General features: G+C 57.4%; 17 protein-coding genes. 10 read left to right on the top strand and 7 right to left on the bottom strand.

All coding sequences use genetic code 11. The features are described 5' to 3' along the window. The first annotated feature begins 194 nt into the window (after positions 1-194). Positions 195-902, top strand: coding sequence for a lysozyme family protein (locus BM174_RS16500; protein ID WP_245766409.1), 708 nt, complete (start codon positions 195-197; stop codon positions 900-902). Between the two features lie 167 nt (positions 903-1,069). Beyond that, positions 1,070-1,252, top strand: coding sequence for a hypothetical protein (locus BM174_RS16495; protein ID WP_093924961.1), 183 nt, complete (start codon positions 1,070-1,072; stop codon positions 1,250-1,252). A 209-nt stretch (positions 1,253-1,461) separates the two neighbouring features. Here BM174_RS16495 and pcaQ read toward each other — a convergent pair whose 3' ends face one another. Beyond that, positions 1,462-2,376 (bottom strand): pca operon transcription factor PcaQ, encoded by a 915-nt coding sequence (pcaQ, locus tag BM174_RS16490; protein ID WP_245766408.1) that lies wholly within the window; start codon positions 2,374-2,376, stop codon positions 1,462-1,464. 113 nt (positions 2,377-2,489) lie between these two features. Here pcaQ and pobA point away from each other — a divergent pair, with 113 nt between their 5' ends. From pobA to BM174_RS16455, 7 genes are all read left to right on the top strand, one after another. Continuing rightward, positions 2,490-3,659 (top strand): 4-hydroxybenzoate 3-monooxygenase, encoded by a 1,170-nt coding sequence (gene pobA, locus BM174_RS16485; protein ID WP_093924959.1) that lies wholly within the window; start codon positions 2,490-2,492, stop codon positions 3,657-3,659. Positions 3,660-3,707: 48 nt separating this feature from the next. Further along, positions 3,708-4,088 (top strand): 4-carboxymuconolactone decarboxylase, encoded by a 381-nt coding sequence (gene pcaC, locus BM174_RS16480; protein WP_093924958.1) that lies wholly within the window; start codon positions 3,708-3,710, stop codon positions 4,086-4,088. Further along, complete coding sequence (pcaH, locus tag BM174_RS16475; protein ID WP_093924957.1) at positions 4,085-4,822, top strand: protocatechuate 3,4-dioxygenase subunit beta; 738 nt, start codon at positions 4,085-4,087, stop codon at positions 4,820-4,822. The genes pcaC and pcaH overlap by 4 nt, the downstream gene beginning before the upstream one ends. Positions 4,823-4,824: 2 nt before the next feature. Continuing rightward, positions 4,825-5,439 carry a protocatechuate 3,4-dioxygenase subunit alpha gene (gene pcaG / locus BM174_RS16470; RefSeq protein WP_093924956.1) on the top strand — a complete coding sequence of 205 codons (615 nt, stop codon included), beginning with the start codon at positions 4,825-4,827 and terminating at the stop codon, positions 5,437-5,439. Between the two features lie 8 nt (positions 5,440-5,447). After that, positions 5,448-6,272: a 3-oxoadipate:acetyl-CoA acetyltransferase gene (locus tag BM174_RS16465; protein WP_093924955.1), complete on the top strand. Its 825-nt coding sequence runs from the start codon at positions 5,448-5,450 to the stop codon at positions 6,270-6,272. 389 nt (positions 6,273-6,661) lie between these two features. Beyond that, positions 6,662-9,082: a PAS domain S-box protein gene (locus BM174_RS16460; RefSeq protein WP_245766407.1), complete on the top strand. Its 2,421-nt coding sequence runs from the start codon at positions 6,662-6,664 to the stop codon at positions 9,080-9,082. A gap of 141 nt (positions 9,083-9,223) precedes the next feature. Continuing rightward, complete coding sequence (locus tag BM174_RS16455; RefSeq protein ID WP_093924953.1) at positions 9,224-10,651, top strand: DUF6880 family protein; 1,428 nt, start codon at positions 9,224-9,226, stop codon at positions 10,649-10,651. Between the two features lie 22 nt (positions 10,652-10,673). Here the strand turns inward: BM174_RS16455 and BM174_RS16450 are convergent, their stop codons facing one another. The 5 genes from BM174_RS16450 to BM174_RS16430 form a co-directional block, all read right to left on the bottom strand. Beyond that, positions 10,674-11,639: a pirin family protein gene (locus BM174_RS16450; RefSeq protein WP_093924952.1), complete on the bottom strand. Its 966-nt coding sequence runs from the start codon at positions 11,637-11,639 to the stop codon at positions 10,674-10,676. A gap of 132 nt (positions 11,640-11,771) precedes the next feature. Beyond that, complete coding sequence (locus tag BM174_RS16445) at positions 11,772-12,332, bottom strand: NADPH-dependent FMN reductase (protein WP_093924951.1); 561 nt, start codon at positions 12,330-12,332, stop codon at positions 11,772-11,774. Positions 12,333-12,360: 28 nt separating this feature from the next. Then, entirely contained in the window at positions 12,361-13,620 is a 1,260-nt protein-coding gene (locus tag BM174_RS16440; RefSeq protein WP_093924974.1) for a D-amino acid dehydrogenase, read from the bottom strand. A 164-nt stretch (positions 13,621-13,784) separates the two neighbouring features. Further along, on the bottom strand, positions 13,785-14,360 hold the full coding sequence (locus tag BM174_RS16435; protein WP_093924950.1) for a poly-gamma-glutamate hydrolase family protein: 576 nt from the start codon (positions 14,358-14,360) through the stop codon (positions 13,785-13,787). Positions 14,361-14,409: 49 nt separating this feature from the next. After that, positions 14,410-15,432: a class II glutamine amidotransferase gene (locus BM174_RS16430; protein WP_245766406.1), complete on the bottom strand. Its 1,023-nt coding sequence runs from the start codon at positions 15,430-15,432 to the stop codon at positions 14,410-14,412. 324 nt (positions 15,433-15,756) lie between these two features. On the opposite strand from BM174_RS16430, the gene dusA reads away from it, so the two are divergent. Then, positions 15,757-16,773, top strand: a complete 1,017-nt coding sequence (gene dusA, locus BM174_RS16425; RefSeq protein ID WP_177209505.1) for a tRNA dihydrouridine(20/20a) synthase DusA — start codon at positions 15,757-15,759, stop codon at positions 16,771-16,773. 9 nt (positions 16,774-16,782) lie between these two features. Here the strand turns inward: dusA and BM174_RS16420 are convergent, their stop codons facing one another. Beyond that, positions 16,783-17,973, bottom strand: a complete 1,191-nt coding sequence (locus tag BM174_RS16420; protein WP_093924948.1) for a multidrug effflux MFS transporter — start codon at positions 17,971-17,973, stop codon at positions 16,783-16,785. Positions 17,974-18,115 lie beyond the last annotated feature (142 nt).

Genomic DNA, 18,115 nt, shown 5'->3' with positions numbered 1-18,115 from the left:
CTATTAATTCCAGAGTGAACTGTCAGTATATTTCGCAGGCATTGCTTCCAGTTATAGGCCTTGGTGCAAAGACCTATTCCAATTGCCGCGGCTCCTATCCTTTTGCCACGATTCAGACCCCCTTTGCTCAAATGAAATATTCATTCAAATCCGCGATACTCTGGGGGCAACAGAACAAATAGATGGAGTTTCCGATGAGATTGAGAGGATTGGCCGCTGCTGTTTGCATGGTCACCATATTCACATCCCAAGGAGCGGCGGCAGAAACGTTTTCTTTTGCCAGCTATGGCTCGTTTAGCAGCGCAGGCGATATATCACGCACGATGCTGGACACCGGGACGCACGAGCGCATTCACCTGAACACCGCGATGATGCAAAAACCGCGTAAAGTAAGGCGCCGCTCTATTCCTGTAAGGCTCAACGCGCCATCGGCCACAAATCTCAAAACGTTGATCGGCTGGGCTGAATCGCGCACCCGCGGCTATGATGCGATCCAGCATGGTGCAAAGAAACGTCCCGCCAAGGTGCCAACCCATATGACGATCAGCGAGATTTACCGTTGGATCGCCCGTACGCCAGGTCAGCCCCACGCAATCGGCAGATACCAGTTCATCCCGTCCACGCTCAAAAGCCTCGTTAGCGAAGCTGGGCTGGGCCAAGACACGGTGTTTACTAGTCGGGTTCAGGACATGTTGGCGGACTTTTTGCTTGAGGATGCGGGTTATAGTTCCTTCGTCGCGGGGGAGATCTCGAGACACCGCTTTATGGAGAACCTAGCACGGATCTGGGCCGGATTTCCGACCGCGACCGGCCAGTCCTACTATCATGGCTATGCCGGAAACCGCGCTGTCATCACATGGAACGAGTTTGACGCCCATATGAAGAAAATCTTCCCGAGCTAGCCTAAGGTTCATGCTTCTGTTGATGGCGGCTTCGGCCGCCATTTTTGTATCCTGACTTTGCGAATGGGCAGACCTCTATACGTAAAGATATGCTCGATAGCCCTGTGAAGGCGCGCGTGCGCCGAGGGAATTTGTTAAATTAAATTTTAGGAGTAGGAGGATTTTTCATGGTGATACAACTTGGAAACTTGGAAAAGACGCGTCGTCGGGCGGCGCTGATCGGCAAAACCCAGATGGTCTGCATCAAGAACGGCAAATACGGGTTGGTACAGGGCGATCTGGTTTGGGAATTGAACGGTCTGGCATGTGTTCGGGTTTTTTCGAAGTGCTACGTTGGCCGCCATGCTTGAAATCTAGTTTGACAGCGAGATGGGCAATTCGAAGCACCGTAGTCCATTCTCCGACAGCCAACACGCGGCCGGTCGAAGGCCTAGTGGTCCCATTCAGAAAAACGGCCCTTAAACATCTTCAGACACGGCTTCTAAAGCCGTAAAAGAGCAAGGTGCATCAGACCCTCCAGTGATGCACCTTGCCGAAATATTTATGTAAGACTTTTGATCTACCTCGGTCGGTCATGCGCGAATGCGGTCGCTGTGCGCGGCTCCAGTAAGGCCTGTCGAAATAGCCGCATGGGCGGTGTCGGGTCTTCCTCGGAGCGGGCCATGATGCCGACATGGCCCGCCATCGTGCTGGTATCTATGGGCAACCTAACCATGCGACCTGCCGCAATATCGCGCGCCACGACCCCCTGCGAGATGATCCATACAGCCTGAGCAGGCCCCAACGTCATCGCCCGACCAAAGGCACCTGACACTGTCTCAATCCGCTTTGGCCAATCAGCGCCCCCCTGTGACAGCAAGAATCGATCCACTGCTGAGCAGATCGCGGCCCCCTTTGGCGGGTATAAAACACAGGCCGACGCCAGCATCTCGGGGGTGTCCGCTGCGGCCAGCGGATGATCGGCTGCGACGGCAAAGACCACCTGTTCAGCGTAAAGCGGCGTGAACGACAGGCCGACCATTCTCTCTGGCGGCCCCATGCGCCCGACAATCAGGTCTAACGCGCCTGCACGCAGCCTGTCGATCAGCCCTTCGATGGGCCCGTCCTCAACCATGACCGGCGTCGCGGGCGAAAATTCGGCAAATTGCATGATGACATCAGGCAACAAATCGGCGGCAACGCTCGGCAGGGCGCCGACCCGCAGAGGTGCCGCGGTGCCAGCAGATAGGGCGTCGAGACTGGCAAGCCCGTGTCCCAATGCCGCGAGCGCTTGTTCTGCAAACTGCTGAAAGACCGCGCCCTCCCGGGTCAACTCGATCCCGCTGCGGTCGCGGTGCATAAGCGCGACGCCAAGGATGTTCTCGAGGTCTTTCAGGGTCTTTGAGATTGCGGGCTGGGTGAGGAAAATACGCTCTGACGCAGCCTTCAGGCTGCCGCACCGGACGGTTTCGATAAAGGCGGACAGGTGCCTCATCTTAATCCGCCTCAGTCTGTTTCTTTCCATATCGGCAACTAACCTGCTCAAATTCTCATTTATAATGTCAGCATTTGCACATTAAGGTAAGCCAAGGCGGAGCGGAGGGCGACATGAAAACTCAGGTAGCGATTGTTGGTGGCGGTCCTGCGGGTCTGCTGTTGTCGCAGCTTCTGCACCAGCGCGGCATTGAAACAGTGGTTCTGGAACGCAAAACCAAAGCCTATGTTCTGGGCCGGGTCCGGGCAGGGGTCTTGGAGCAAGGATTGGTAAAACTCATGGAAGAGGCTGGCTGTGCAGAACGGATGCACGCTGAAGGCTTTGCGCATGATGGGACGCTGATCTCCTACGGAGAGGAGATTTTCCGTATCGATTTTGCCGAACTCACGGGGCAGCCTGTCATGGTCTACGGCCAGACCGAGGTGACCCGCGATCTCTATGAAGCGCGCGAAAAGGCAGGCGGTAAAATTGAATTCGAGGTCGAAGACGTTGTGATCCGAGGTGCGGACAGCGACAAACCGATGATTACGTATACTGTGCACGGCGAGAGCCGAGAGATTGCCTGTGACTTTGTGGCGGGCTGTGACGGGTTTCACGGTGTCAGCCGTCAAACGATCCCGATTGATGTGCGGCGCGAATACGAAAAGGTGTACCCCTTCGGCTGGCTCGGCATCCTGAGCAACACGCCGCCCGTCAATCACGAGTTGATCTATGCAAATTCGGCGCGCGGCTTTGCGCTGTGTTCGATGCGCAACGACAATCTCAGCCGCTATTACATCCAGTGTTCGCTCAGCGACCATCCTGAGGACTGGACGGATGAAGCGTTTTGGGCAGAACTGAAGCGCCGTATCCCGAGCGAACAGGCCGATAAGTTGATTGCTGGCCCATCAATCGAGAAATCGATCGCACCGCTGCGGTCCTTTGTGACCGAACCGATGCGCTGGGGGCGGCTGTTTTTATGCGGCGATGCGGCGCATATCGTGCCGCCGACCGGTGCAAAAGGGCTCAATACTGCTGCGTCGGATGTACATTATCTCTACCATGCGTTGTGCGATTTCTATGAGGCTGGCTCCGAGGAGGGCATCAACAGCTATTCGGAAAAAGCGCTGAAGCGGGTCTGGAAAGCGGAGCGGTTCTCATGGTGGTTTTCGTCGCTGCTGCACCGCTATCCCGACCAGTCCGAGTTTGACCTGAAGATGCAGATTTCCGAACTGGAGTTCTTGCGCTCGAACAAGGCTGCGCAACAGGCGATGGCTGAAAACTATGTCGGCCTGCCATATTGACGCTGCGCTGCCGCTGCGGGCTGCATGAATTTTAAGGAGGACACGGATATGACGACACGTTTTGACACCGGCATAGCGGTCCGGCGGGAGGTTCTGGGCGACGCCCATGTAGACCGCGCCGAAGCCAATAAATCCGACTTTGATGCCCCGTTTCAAAGCATGATTACCGAGGGCGCCTGGGGCACGCTTTGGGCGGACAACACGATCTCGCGCAGAGACCGGTCGTTGCTCACGTTGGCTCTGTTGGCGGCGACTGGTAATTTTGAAGAGATCCCGATGCACATCCGCGCGAGCCAGAATACCGGCGCTGCGCCTGACGAGATTTTGCAGGCATTTCTGCATGTTGCCGTCTATGCTGGCGTGCCCAAGGCCAATCATGCCATAAAGCTGGCCAAAGCAACCTTTGCTGAGATGGGGGTGGACATATGAGCGACAGCACACAAATCGGAGGCTTCGTTCCTCGCGATCGCGACTGGCAGCCGGATGCGCTGACGCCACCTTATAAAACGAGTATCAAACGCAGCCCGCAGGCAGCATTACTTTCGTTCCCCTCGACGCTCAGCGAGGAGACTTCGCCGGTTTTCGGTCACAATCTTATCGGCAAACTGGATAACGACCTGATCCACAATTATGCGCAGGCTGGCGAAAGCGCCATCGGACCGCGCATTATCGTGCATGGTCGCGTGCTGGACGAAATGGGCCGTCCGGTCCCCGGTGCCTTGCTTGAGGTCTGGCAGGCCAATGCGGGCGGGCGATATCGCCATAAGAAAGAGAGCTATCTCGCCGCACTTGACCCGAACTTCGGTGGTTGCGGGCGGGTGATTACCAGCGCAGACGGCACCTACGAATTTCGTACGATCCAGCCCGGCCCGTATCCTTGGCCCAACGGCATGAACGATTGGCGCCCCGCGCATATCCATTTCTCGGTGTTTGGTCACGGGTTTGCCCAACGTCTGATCACCCAGATGTATTTCGAGGGTGATCCGCATATCAAACTTTGCCCGATTGTTGGCGCGCTCAAATCGGCCGAGGCGGTAGATGCGTTGACGGCACTGCTTGATATGCACCGGACGGTGCCGATGGACAGTCGCGCCTATAAGTTCGACATTGTGCTGCGCGGTCGGAGACAAACCTCTTTCGAAAACCGTAAAGAGGGGCTGTGACGATGACGCAAAACCTGTCCTATTTGAAGGAAAGCCCCAGCCAGACTGCGGGGCCATATGTGCACATCGGATGCACGCCGAATTTTGCCGGCATCAAGGCATACGGCGGTGATCTCGGCGCGACGATGAAAACGGGCGCGGTAAGGGGCCAGGAGATCACTTTGAAAGGTGCTGTTTTTGATGGCACCGGCACGCCACTGCGCGATGCGATGATCGAAATCTGGCAGCCTGACGCGGCAGGTCTGTTTGCTTCTGCCAATGAAACTCGCGGGCAAGCCGATCCAAATTTTACCGGCTGGGGCCGTTCAGCTGGCGATCCGGTGACAGGGGAATTCACCTTTGAGACCGTAAAACCTGGCGCAGTACCGTTCTCTGACGGGCGCATGCAGGCGCCGCATATCACCGTCTGGATTGTTGCGCGGGGCATCAACATCGGGCTGCAAACGCGGGTATATTTCGCGGACGAACCCGACGCCAACGCGCAGGACCCGATCCTCATCCGGATCGAGCACCAGAACCGGATACCGACCTTGCTGGCCGACAAGACCGGCGATGCGCAGTACCGTTTCGACATTCATCTTCAAGGTCCAAACGAGACCATCTTTTTCGATATTTAAGGGACATCATGGAAAATCCTTGCATCATCTGCGTCGCGATTACCGGCTCCGTGCCGACCAAGGCGAGCAATCCGGCAGTGCCGATTTCAATCAACGAACAGGTTGAATCCTCACACGAGGCGTTTGAGGCAGGGGCTGCCATCTGTCACGCCCATGTGCGCAATGAAGACGAGACGCCCACTTCAGACCCTGAGAAATTCGCGCGGCTCAAAGAAGGGTTGGAAAAGCATTGCCCCGGCATGATCATCCAGTTTTCAACGGGGGGCCGGTCGGGCGCAGGGCAGGCGCGTGGGGGTATGTTGCCACTTCGGCCTGACATGGCGTCGTTATCGGTTGGTTCAAACAACTTCCCAACCCGCGTCTATGAAAACCCGCCTGAACTGGTGGACTGGCTGGCATCGGAAATGCTGACCCATAACGTCAAGCCTGAGATCGAAGCATTTGATTTAAGCCACATTCTCAAGGCCGCAGAAATGCATGCCAAAGGCCAGATCAAAGACATTCCCTATGTCCAGTTCGTGATGGGCGTTAAAAACGCCATGCCTGCGGACCGCCACGTGTTTGACTATTACGTACAGACGGTCAAACGGCTGCTCGGCGATGATGTGGCATGGTGTGCCGCGGGGATCGGTGCAAATCAAGCCGTTTTGAACGATTGGGCTATTGCTGCCGGTGGCCATGCCCGCACTGGTCTGGAAGACAACGTTCGGCTGGATCGTAACAGGCTCGCCCCCTCTAACGCCGCACTGGTGAAACGGACCGTTGAGATTTGCGAGAAATACGCCCGTCCGGTCGCCACATGGCAGCAGGCCCGCACTATTTTGGGACTTTAAGAGGCAAGCACGCGATGCCGCAGAGCTTAAAGTGCGGCAAATGCAGGCTTTAGCGATGGCTCGTTGGCCCAAGCCGCCCAGTATAAAGGTAAAGCAGCGCCCCGCATTGTCGGGGCGTTTTTCTGTTAGTTGCTAAAATAGCTGGATATTTTTATGCGGTGTTCTATGTCCAGCACCTCACAAAAGAACTGAGATACTTAAGTCTGTATTATTTCAGCAAAACAGGCTTAAAAAGTTGCGAAATGTAATTGAACGGGAAAAAACACGCTGGTAATGCGCGCCGCGAGACCTAAAAAATATGGGGTGGCTTTCTCCGGATTCGGAGGAGGGCGCATGGCGCTTAACAAGTATTCGGATTTCAGAGGCAAAACATGCATGATATGGTGAGTATGACCAGCGAGCGCCTCGGGGTAATCGTTGAGGGTTCGGCCAGCGAAGCTTATGTCTTCTCGGCAGATGACTTTAAGTTTTCGTTCGTTAATCGCGCTGCACGGGAAAATCTTGGATTTACCGTGGAGGAAATGCAGAATCTGACCCCTTGGGACATCAAACCTGATCTGTCGCGTGGCGAGTTTTTGGCGATGGTCGATCCGCTGATCGTTGGCGAACGCTCCGAGTTGAATTTTGAAACGGTGCATCAACGCAAAGACGGGTCTTGCTACACGGTGGCGATCCATTTGCAGCTCATCACAGCCGATGGCGAGAAGATCTTTTACGCGGCAGTCCGGGATGTCACCCATCAAAAACAAACCGAAGAAGCGCTAAAGGAAGCCTCCGCGCGGCTCGATGCGATCTTGAGCAATACCACCATGGCTATTTTCATGATGGATGACCGCCAGCATTGTGTGTTTATGAACAAGGCCGCCGAAGCGCTTACCGGTTATAAATTCGAAGAGACAGTCGGCCGCACCTTGCACGATGTGGTGCATCATACCCATCCCGACGGGCGGCACTTTCCCATTGAAGAGTGCGAGATTGATCGCGCCTTTCCCGAGAACAATCAGACGCAAGGCGAGGAAACTTTCGTTCATAAGGACGGTAGCTTTTATCCGGTCGGGTTCACCGCCTCGCCAATGAAAGACGGGCGCGGGCGCACGGTTGGGACGGTGATCGAGGCGCGCGATCTCACCGACGAGCTAAAGGCCCGCAATGCCGAGCTTGCATTCAATAACGCGCTGAAAACCCGCGTTGAGGAAGCGATGGCCGAGCGTGACCGTTTGGAAACACAGCTCGTGCAGGCCCAGAAGATGGAAGCTGTCGGACAATTAACCGGCGGTGTTGCCCATGACTTTAACAACCTTTTGCAGGTTATCGGTGGCAATCTTCAACTGTTGTTAAAAGAGCTGCCACTAGATGACCCCAAGAAATCGCGGGTGGAAAACGCGATGGCAGGTGTCAGCCGTGGCGCCAAACTGACCGCGCAATTGCTTGCGTTCGGGCGCCAGCAGCCACTGGAGCCGAAGCCGAACAATATCGGGCGCTTGGTGCGCGGGATGGACGATATGCTGCGCCGGACACTGGGTGAGGCGATCGAGGTGGAGACTGTGATTTCCGGCGGTCTGTGGAACTGTTTTGCCGATCCTACGCAGGTCGAAAATGTCATCCTCAATCTAGCGATAAATGCGCGGGACGCGATGGATCATCGCGGTAAGCTGACAATCGAGGCTGGGAATGCATCGCTGGACGATGCCTATGCCGATGCGCATCCTCATGTGATTGCGGGCCAATATGTGATGTTCGCGGTGACCGACACCGGAACCGGCATCGCGCCTGACATTATCGAAAAGGTCTTTGACCCTTTCTTCACAACCAAAGCGACAGGCGAAGGCACCGGCCTCGGCCTCAGCATGGTCTACGGCTTCGTCAAACAGTCCGGCGGCCACATTAAAATCTACAGCGAAGAGGGGCAGGGCACGACCGTTCGGGTATATTTGCCGAGAACCCGCAAGGAAGAAGAGATCGAGCAAATCCTGCCAGCCGCGACCACGCCGCCCGGGCAGGGCGAGATTATTCTGATCGTCGAAGATGACGCCGCAGTGCGGGAAACGGTCGTCGATCTGCTGCGCGATCTGGGCTATTCCGTGCTTACGGCCGAGAACGCAGACAACGCGATGGCGATCATCAACAGCGGTCTCAAGATTGATCTGCTGTTCACCGATGTAGTGATGCCCGGCGCACTGCGCAGCCCTGAGCTTGCCCGCATGGCCAAGGAACGTCTGCCGCACCTCGGTGTGCTCTTCACCTCGGGCTACACGCAGAATGCGATCGTCCATGCAGGTCGCTTGGATGATGGGGTAGAACTGCTCAGCAAACCCTATACACGTGAGCGGCTGGCCCAGAAAATCCACGAAATTCTGGACCGTCAGACACTAGCATGTGCGCCAGATATGCCCGCGAACGAAGAGGGAAGCTCTTCGGCCGACTCTGCCAAGCGTGACGCGACTGCTGGCCTGCAAGTGCTGCTGGTTGAGGATGACGTTCTGATCCGGATGGCGACCGCTGACATGCTCTCCGATATGGGCCATGAGGTTACCGAGGCGGGGGATATTGCCGAAGCGAAAGCATGCTTGGGTGAGTGCAACTTTGACATTTTGCTCACCGATCTTGGTCTGCCTGACGGATCGGGGATGGATCTGATCCGCCACACCACAGCGCAATTTCCGGATACGGCGATTATCGTCGCCTCGGGCGCCGATCCGCAGGAGTATATCGACGACAAAGAAGTCGGGCCTAGGCTGACCAGCCTCACCAAGCCCTATGATCAGGCAACTTTGGAAATTGCATTGCGAAAAAGTTTGGTACCGGCCTAGAACTTGCGGCAAGCTGGCGGGTCTCAGAGCTAAATAAATTTTGGCGATAGATCATGGCGCCAAATCCCTCCCTCGGGGCCGCCAAGCTGCGGCTCCGATGTGATCGCTTTCCTTTAAGCACAGCAAATGCGAGTTTTGGGCATGTCGAAAAAGACCCTGAACCATAGCAATCTTGAAGCGCTTGGCGCCGAGCAGTTGGCTGCCTTGCTTATGGAAGTCAGCACCGGCAGTGCAGATATCAAACGGCGACTGCGGCTGGAACTAAGCCACAGGCTTGGCGCTGCGGAGCTTGCCCATGACGTGCGAAAGCGACTTGCCTCGATCCGGAAATCAACTAGCTTTGTCGGTTGGAGGAAACGCAAAGCGTTGATCAAAGATCTGAGCACGCAAGTGGCGATGATCGTCGAAAAGATCGCGCCCGACGATCCCACCCTCGCGGTCGACTTGTTATGGCAGTTTACCGAAATCGCGCCATCGGTTTATGGACGCGTCGACGATAGCAAAGGTGATGTGGGTGACGTCTTTCGCGCAGCGATCATGCAATTGGAGCACATTGCGCCGCGCGCGCAACTTGAACCTGAGGCGCTGGCCGACCGTGTCTGGGGTGCCCTGCAAGACAATGCGCACGGTGAATGGGACGGGATCATATCTTTGCTGGGCCCATCGCTTGGCACCATTGGTCTGGCAAGGTTAACCGCACATATCGAGACCTATGCCGCGCCCCCTCGCAAGGGTGGTTCACAGGATCACGAGGCAATCAAATTTCTGCGCGAACTCAGAGGCGGTAGCCGATACGCAGCGGAGCGCAAAGCGCGGATGGTGAAAAGCTGGTTGCAGGAAATCGCGACTGCGGCGGGGGACACGACTGCCTATATCTTGCAGTATTCGGATGCGGAGTTGAAGCGCAAAGATATCGCAGCCGAGGTCGCATTTTTGTTGCTGGAGCAGTCCCGCGCCGAAGAGGCGCTGACCCTTTTATCCAATGCGCAGCAGGATCAGCGTGCCGTCGGGCAGGAGGCTTGGGATGCCGCCTATATCGCCTGCCTTGATGCGTTGGGGCGAACGCAGGACGCGCAAACCCACCGTTGGGCCTGTTTCCTTGCCACGTTGAACCAGACACACCTGCGGGATCATCTTAAAGGTCTTGCGGATTTTGACGATGTTGAGGCTGAGGACCGCGCGAAAAAGCATGTTTTGCAGTTTGCGGATGTCGCCAGCGCACTCTCCTTCTGCCTCGGTTGGCCTGACTTGCTGACAGCAGCACAGTTGATTGAGGCCCGCGCGAACGAGTTTGACGGGCAGGACGAAGCGCTTCTGACATCTGCCGCCGAGGTGCTTCGCACTCGCCAGCCGCTTGCTGCAGTTATCCTGCTACGGTCTATGATCGATTTTGCGCTCGGTCAGGGCCGGTCATCACGATATGACCGAGCCGCTGATCATCTCGCAGATTGTGCAATACTTGACGCCGAGATCACCGACTATCGCAGCTTCCCCACACATGCGCGGTACCTCGAGTTGCTGCGCGCAAAGTTTGATCGTAAATCGACGTTCTGGGCGAAGGTGCGTTAGCGGGCAACCGGCTTCCCGGGTATCAGGGATACATTACGCCCCCCGTGGCGCGGCGGGGTTTTTGGTTTGTGTCGTCCGGCAGGGGAATGAAGTCGGCTTCATCTCCCGGAACGGTGTCGAAGCGCCCGTTGGCCCATTCCTGTTTAGCCACTTCTATCCGCTCGGGGCGCGAGGAAACGAAGTTCCACCAAATATAGCGTGGTCCGCCCATCGGGGCGCCACCAAATAGCATAAAGCGCGCGGTCGATATGGCCCGCACAGTGATTGCGTCGCCGGGCCGCAGGATCAAAAGCTGACCCTTTTCAAAGCGGTCTCCTGCAATTTCGATCTCTCCGGAGATGGTGTAGAGGGCGCGTTCCTCATAGGTCGCATCAATCGGAATCGAAGCGCCCGCCTGCACTTCGATATCGCCATAGAGCGTTTCCGAGGCGGTCTCGAGGGTTGATGTGCGACCATAAGCCTCGCCAGTAATGATCCGCGCCTTGATCCCGTCGCTGTCGAGCAGCGGCAGGTCCTCTGACCCGTAGTGGATGAACTCGGGCGCGGATTCCTCTTGGGCTTCGGGCAGTGCCACCCATGTTTGCAATCCGAAAAGCCGCTGGCCGTTTTTCTTTTTCTGCTCCGACGTGCGCTCTGAATGGACAATGCCCTTGCCCGCCTTCATCCAGTTGACCGCACCGGGGCGGATTGTCTGATCGGTCCCCAGTGAATCGCGGTGCAGAATTTCGCCTTCAAACAGATAGGTCAGGGTGGCGAGGTTGATATGGGGGTGCGGTCGCACATCAATGCCTTGATCGGTCAGGAATTCTGCGGGACCCATTTGGTCGAAAAAGATAAACGGACCAACCATTTGACGCTTGGTAGAGGGCAGGGCACGGCGCACCTCCATTTCGCCCAGATCAACCGCGCGAGGGACGATCAAGGTTTCAATCGCGTTTACGCCATCAACGTCACCCAAGGCGGGATCGGGGCATGGGGAATAGCTCATCCTGCGCTCCTTAGCGGGTTTTTTTACAAGTTTAGAACATCACCTTGCAATGTTAAGCGATTTTATCGACCCGACAGGCGCAGGCGCTGAATTGGCCCTAGCTCAGGGCCGTAGCATCGCCGCAGCCTGCGTTCAGTCAGCTTGCGCGGCGGCGAAACTCACGAAACCCGCCAGAAAACTTTCCAACCTTTCGCGTATTTGCGGGTCAGCCAGTGTGCCTTGATCGTCGAATACATCGCCGGCCCGCGCCACCATCAACCGGCCTTCAAACCACGGACGCGTGCCCAAGGTGCGCAACACCGGCAGCCACGCGTCTTGCGCGAGGATCGTGCCAAAACCGCCAGGCGTAGCGCCGAGCACCGCGACTGGTTTGCTGCCGAAAACGCGGCCCATGTCTTTGGCAGGGCGGCTGGTCCAGTCCATCGCGTTTTTGAAAACGCCGGGGATCGAATTGTTGTATTCAGGCGTGAACAGCAAAAGCCCGTCTGCCTCGGCGATCTGATCTTTCAGCGCTGCAACAACAGGCGGTATCCCCGTCGCAGCTTCGTCGTCGCCGTTATAGAGCGGAATATCGGCTATGCTGCCCTCTACCAGTTTCGCACCCTTTGGCATTAGACCCTGCGCCGCACGCAACAGGGCCGTGTTGTAGGATGCCTGTCGCAAGCTTCCCGAAATTCCCAAAATCCGCGTCATTCGTTACTCCTTCTGTCACTTTCGGGCGTCACCGCGCATAGCGGGCCGCAGTCAGTCCGTCAAAAGAGATCTCCGGCGTTTTGCCCAGAACCACATCCGCCACCGCCCGACCCGAGCCACAGGCCATTGTCCACCCCAAGGTGCCGTGGCCGGTGTTCAGAAAGAGGTTCTCGTATTGCGTTGGGCCTAAAACGGGGGTGCCATCGGGCGTCATCGGGCGCAGGCCGGTCCAGCCTTCAGCTTTTGAGATGTCGCCGCCCTTGGGAAACAGATCATTGATCACGTGTTTTACCGTGTCGGTCGCATGCGGGCCAAGGCGGTTGGAATAGCCGGCGATCTCGGCCTGTCCTGCGACGCGGATGCGGTCTCCGAGGCGGGTGATCGCGACTTTGTGGGTTTCGTCCATCACAGTCGACTGCGGCGCATACTTGTCGTCAGTCACCGGTAACGTCACCGAGTAGCCCTTGACCGGATAGACTGGCAGTTTGACGCCGATGGTGTTCAGCACATTCACCGCAAAGCTGCCCATCGCGCATACATAAGCGTCGCCAGTGATCCGTCCGGCGATTTCAGTATCGACACCCGCGATCTTGCCGTTCTCCACAGCGATTGACTTGATCGATTGCCCGTATTGAAACTCCACACCCATTTCGATGCATTTTTCCGTCAGCGCGATGGTGAAAAGGCGGCAATCTCCGGTGCGATCTGCCGTCAAGCGCAACCCGCCGACAAACTTGCCGCGCACTTGGGCCAGTGCCGGTTCTGCGGCAATACAGCCTTCCGGGTCCAACACCTCATAGGGTGAGCCGTATTCGGCGAGAATTTCCTGATCAGCTTTTGAGCCTTTCAATTGCTTGTCGGTCCGGAAAAGCTGCAAGGTGCCCTGCGCCCGCCCATCATATTCAATGCCCGTCTCAGCAATCAAATCTGGCATCACATCGCGCGAATAGCTTGAGACGCGGACCATCCGGCCCTTGTTGCGGCGATAGCTGTCCTCGTTACAATTCATCACCATTGAAGCGCACCATTTCCACATGGTCGGGCTGATCAGCGGCCAGATGAAAAGCGGCCGGCGTTTCATGAACATCCATTTGACCGCCTTCATCGGGATGCCGGGGGCAGCCCAAGGCGAGGTCATCCCGTAGCTGAGCTGCCCCGCATTGGCATAGCTGGTTTCAAGCCCCGGTCCGGTTTGCCGATCAATCACGACGACTTGTGCGCCCTGTTTGGCAAGATAGTAAGCGGTGGTGACGCCGATCACGCCGGCGCCCATAACGATGACTTTCACGGTCATGCCTTTCGGTTGTGTTTGGTCCACGTTGCTCTGTCTCAAGGAGGAGGGCAAGGCGCGTTGTATAAGTGTCTGGATGACTGGGGAAAAAGTTTGCGCGCTGTGCTTGGTCGACCAGCAGCAAGGCGTTGCGTTGATGTGCGGGCGCACCATCCGTCGGGCTAGCCCGATTGGATCGCCTTGCGAACCGCCATACAGAACTTAGCCAAATCACCGCTCTCAGCCATCAGCCTGCGGCGCAGCGACAGCGGAAGTTCGAGCTGCACGCCTTCGCCCGCGAGCGTCCGGTTGCAGATGTTGGTCTCATGCACGCCGGGCAGGGAGGTGTTGAGTTCGGCGGCAAAGCCCGCACTGCGCAGCGCTGCACCAATGGCGTCTTGCAGCACGGTCGCGCGGCCGCCCAGCCAAACAGCGTCGCTGCCATCGTCTTTGCGCCCGTGGATCGCAACCGCAGTTGTCGATCTGCCAACAAGCTTAACTGCGTTGGGTTCGTCGAAGCGATGCGAGGTGATGTGGAAATCGCCTTGCGCCCCGGCCTTCAGGGCCTCAAAAGCGTAGAATGACAGGTCGTTCCCTGCGATGGCTTCGGCGATTTGCGATGTCTCCGGTTCGATCGAACCGCCATGCGGCGCGATGATCACCACAGGCGTGCCGCGATCTGCGCTGCGGATACAGTAATCGACATCCTGTTGCGTTGCGTCAGCAAGATCGGCGAAATTTTTATAGCGATCAACCATGCGCGCAATTCCTGTCACTGATACCCTTTCCGTCCGCCGAACGGCGTGTTCAAACGTTCAGCTTGCTCACCTTTTTGATTATTTTCCCGCCCTTTCGCTCGAGCGCGACCATCTCGTTGAACTTGATCTCCAACCACGCGTCTCTGTCCTCGGTCAGCGGCTCGGAAGCGAAAATCGCTGATGTTGCCTCGTCCTCGGGTGCCGTATCGACCTTATAGGATTTCGCGTAATTCTCAAAATTTTGCCCCATCAACAGGTACATAGGCTCAAGCAGCATCGAAAGGTCGTAGTCGTCTGTTTCAGGTCCGGCCTTGCGCAGCTCTTTCCAATCGCCTTTGGGTTTCGTCTCTCCCGCGTGATCGGCGCCGAAATTGACCCCAATAATACGGTTCGGCGCGACCAAGGCAATCTTGAGCTTGGTGAGGGCCAGCAGATCAAGCTTTTTCATCGCCTGCAGGATGACCTTCAGCAGTTCTTCGAACGCTTTTTGTACGTCGGCGTCGCTGTTTCCTTCCAGCAAGGAGAGCAGCAGAACATAGAGAAATTCCGTATCTGTGGTGCCGCGCATCTGCTCAAGATACCTGTCCTCGCAGTGCGGGAGCAACTCGCGCTGCAAAATCCGCCAGTTCGGCAAGGCGCCATTCTGCGCGATGATCCAAGGAGTTTCATTGAACGAAAACGGGTGGCAATTTTCATCCGCCAAGACGGTGCGGGAAGTATAGGCGGCCGCTCTGACATGCGCGAGCATCGTGCTGGCCTGCAGGCTTGGAATGATACCTTGGGCGTTGTCATCGTAGAAGGCGCCCATCGGTCGATGATAAAGAAACGGCTCATCGGGCTTTAAAAGATGCGCGCTCCACGCGCCAAATCCCCAGCCTGCAAGTTGCAGCAGCGGATGCAGTTCGGGGTCGAGACTTTGGTTGATGAGGCTGTTTTCCGGCTCCAGCAGCAAGCTTTCAAGCGGGAGTTCAGGCCCGATATAGGCGAGGACGCGGCACATAAATTTCCTAACTTTCGAGTTCAGCGTAAAGGGGTGCTTGGCGGCCCAGCGCACAAAAGGTGTGTGGTCCACCAATCGCTCCGCTCATACGCAAGGCCCGATAATTCTGCGCCGTCTTTAATGGTTTCATGCATTTACTTGCGGATAAGGTTAGGACGGTTGGACTTGAAGGCAACGCCCGATTTGCGCAATCGGCCACTACGGATGCCGGGCAATGTGCGGGTCCGTAGCGGAACTGCGTGCGATAAACGTAGCGCAATTGGAGGCTGCAAGCCCCGGATGTACGTGCTACACCGCAGCGCGCTTGCGTCGAAACTGCTGAAAAAAGCGTGAATTGCTAGCGTGGTGCAATTAGATCTTGGAACGAATAATGTTAGTGTTAAGAGGCTTGATGCTTTGAGCGAAGCGGTGAAGAAAGCGGCACGACTTTCCGTGGCACCGATGATGGATTGGACGGACCGTCACTGCCGGTACTTGCACCGGCTACTGAGCCGTGACGCCTTGCTCTATACCGAGATGGTCACCGCGCCAGCGCTGGTGCGCGGCGGGGCGTTGCATTTGCTGGCGCATGATCCGGCCGAACATCCGGTCGCGCTGCAACTCGGTGGGGCTGATCCAGTGGAATTGGCGCAGGCTGCGGTTCTGGGGCAGCAGGCTGGCTATGACGAGATCAACCTGAATGTTGGCTGCCCGTCGGACCGCGTTCAATCGGGTGCCTTTGGGGCTGTGTTGATGGAGCAACCCGCGCTTGTCGCGCAATGTGTGGCTGCGATGCGGGATGCTGTGCAGGTGGATGTGACCGTGAAGTGCCGCATTGGCGTTGACGATCAGGATCCCGAAGTAGTGCTACCCGATTTTCTGGAACAGATCCGCGGGGCAGGGTGCGCGCGTGTGACAATCCATGCCCGCAAGGCGTGGCTCAAGGGCCTGTCACCCAAAGAGAACCGCGATATTCCGCCGCTTGATTATGACATCGTGATGCGGATGAAAGACCGGTTTCCTGACATGCACATCTCGGTCAATGGCGGCATCACCTCGCTGGATCAGGCCGAGGCATTTCTGGCGGCGGGGCTGGATGGGGTGATGGTCGGGCGCAGCGCTTATCATGCCCCCACCGACATCCTCGCTACGGCTGACCGGCGAATTTTCGGGTCAGGCCGCGACAGCAGTGCCGAAGCGGCTGTGCACGGAATGTTGCCCTATATCGACGCGCATGTCGCGCAAGGCGGCAAGCTGGGGCAGATCACCCGCCACATGCTCGGTCTGTTTGCAGGCCGTCCCGGCGCGCGGCACTGGCGGCGGGTCCTGTCCGAGAATGCCCACCGGCCCGGCGCGGGCTCGGCCTTGGTGCTGGAGGCTTTGGCCGCTGTGGCAGAGGCGGCGCTTTTGGCCGAGGCTTCGCAGGCAGGCTAGCCGCTCCGCTTAGCCTGCCGACGGCGTCGCTACCGCACGCGGGCGCAGTAAAACCAAGGTCAGGATCGCCGCGATTGCTGCACAGGCCGCAATTGCGCCGAGCATCGGGGTCGCGGTGCCATCAAAGAACGGACCAGCTAGCGCAATCGCTACGCCTCCGGATAGCATCTGCAAAGTGCCGCCTAGCGATGAAGCAAGCCCCGCGATATCGCCGTGATCGTCCAGCGCCACGACCATCACTGTGGGGATCACCACGCCCAGACAGGCGTTTGCGCAAAACAGCCCGATCATTACCCCGACCATCCCCGGGTCCGTCACCAGCGCCAGCGCAAAAATCGCAACCGAGCAGATCAGAAATCCGGCCACGCCGCGCCGCACAAGGCTGCGCATGCCCCAACGGTCCCCCAGCCACCCTGCGGCCTGAGACGCCGAAAAGAACCCGATCGCATTAACGGCAAAGGCCAGCGAAAAGCCTGTCGGACCCAGCCCATATTGTCCGGTATAGACAAAGGGCGCAAAGGCGATGAACACGAAAAACGAACCCATCGCAAAGCCACCGATGAAGGTCAGCCCCATGAAAACCGGATCACGCAGCAACACCAAAATACCTCTGCGTATATTGGCAAAGTTAACCTTGACCCGGGCACTGGCGGGCAGGGTTTCAGGCTGCAGGAACACTGTGATCAGCAGGCTCGCGACCCCGAGCACCCCGATGACCGCAAAGATCCCGCGCCATCCCGCAAGCGCCATCACCAAGCTGCCCGCCAACGGCGCCAACATCGGCGAGATCGAGATTACCAGCATCAGCATCGCCATCAGCCGTGTGGCCTGCGTGCCGGTATACATGTCGCGAATAATCGCGCGCGGCATCACCATCAAGACCGCACCGCCCAAGCCCTGAAGGGCGCGCCATGCGATCAGGGTTTCAATGCTACCCGCCAAAGTGGCCCCGAAAGAAGCGATGATGAAGATCGCAAGCCCTACCAAGATTGGCAATTTGCGGCCCGCCTGATCGGCCCAAGGCCCATAGACCATTTGCCCCAAGCCAAACGCGATGAAATAGGCGGTGATCGTCGCCTGCACGGCGGTTTCGGGTGCCGCCAAACCTGCTGCAATCGCGGGCATTGCGGGTAGGTACATATCAATCGCGAAAGGCCCGACAAGCCCCAGCAGCCCCAGCACGAGCGCGGATCGTAACATTTGCTGTCCTTTCAAGAGAGGGCGGCATGACATGTCGCCCAAGCACGCTTTCGGGCCACCAGCGCGGCATAGGCGCTTCCGTTCGGGTCCGAGTCGCCTCGATATTCAATTCCGCCGGACCCTAATCCGCCGCGATTTGAAT

The sequence above is a fragment of the Sulfitobacter brevis genome (genome assembly GCF_900112755.1).
Classification (GTDB): domain Bacteria; phylum Pseudomonadota; class Alphaproteobacteria; order Rhodobacterales; family Rhodobacteraceae; genus Sulfitobacter; species Sulfitobacter brevis.
The sequence above is the reverse complement of the archived record's forward strand: the minus strand, read 5'-3'. Positions and strand labels throughout refer to the sequence as shown.

Coding starts and splice junctions, on each gene's coding strand:
- BM174_RS16460 (WP_245766407.1), top strand. CDS start 6,662: ATGACCAGCGAGCGCCTCGGGGTAATCGTTGAGGGTTCGGCCAGCGAA.
- BM174_RS16465 (WP_093924955.1), top strand. CDS start 5,448: ATGGAAAATCCTTGCATCATCTGCGTCGCGATTACCGGCTCCGTGCCG.
- pcaQ (WP_245766408.1), bottom strand. CDS start 2,376: ATGAGGCACCTGTCCGCCTTTATCGAAACCGTCCGGTGCGGCAGCCTG.
- BM174_RS16500 (WP_245766409.1), top strand. CDS start 195: ATGAGATTGAGAGGATTGGCCGCTGCTGTTTGCATGGTCACCATATTC.
- BM174_RS16495 (WP_093924961.1), top strand. CDS start 1,070: ATGGTGATACAACTTGGAAACTTGGAAAAGACGCGTCGTCGGGCGGCG.
- BM174_RS16435 (WP_093924950.1), bottom strand. CDS start 14,360: ATGGTTGATCGCTATAAAAATTTCGCCGATCTTGCTGACGCAACGCAA.
- BM174_RS16420 (WP_093924948.1), bottom strand. CDS start 17,973: ATGTTACGATCCGCGCTCGTGCTGGGGCTGCTGGGGCTTGTCGGGCCT.
- BM174_RS16455 (WP_093924953.1), top strand. CDS start 9,224: ATGTCGAAAAAGACCCTGAACCATAGCAATCTTGAAGCGCTTGGCGCC.
- pcaH (WP_093924957.1), top strand. CDS start 4,085: ATGAGCGACAGCACACAAATCGGAGGCTTCGTTCCTCGCGATCGCGAC.
- BM174_RS16450 (WP_093924952.1), bottom strand. CDS start 11,639: ATGAGCTATTCCCCATGCCCCGATCCCGCCTTGGGTGACGTTGATGGC.
- BM174_RS16445 (WP_093924951.1), bottom strand. CDS start 12,332: ATGACGCGGATTTTGGGAATTTCGGGAAGCTTGCGACAGGCATCCTAC.
- pcaG (WP_093924956.1), top strand. CDS start 4,825: ATGACGCAAAACCTGTCCTATTTGAAGGAAAGCCCCAGCCAGACTGCG.
- pobA (WP_093924959.1), top strand. CDS start 2,490: ATGAAAACTCAGGTAGCGATTGTTGGTGGCGGTCCTGCGGGTCTGCTG.
- pcaC (WP_093924958.1), top strand. CDS start 3,708: ATGACGACACGTTTTGACACCGGCATAGCGGTCCGGCGGGAGGTTCTG.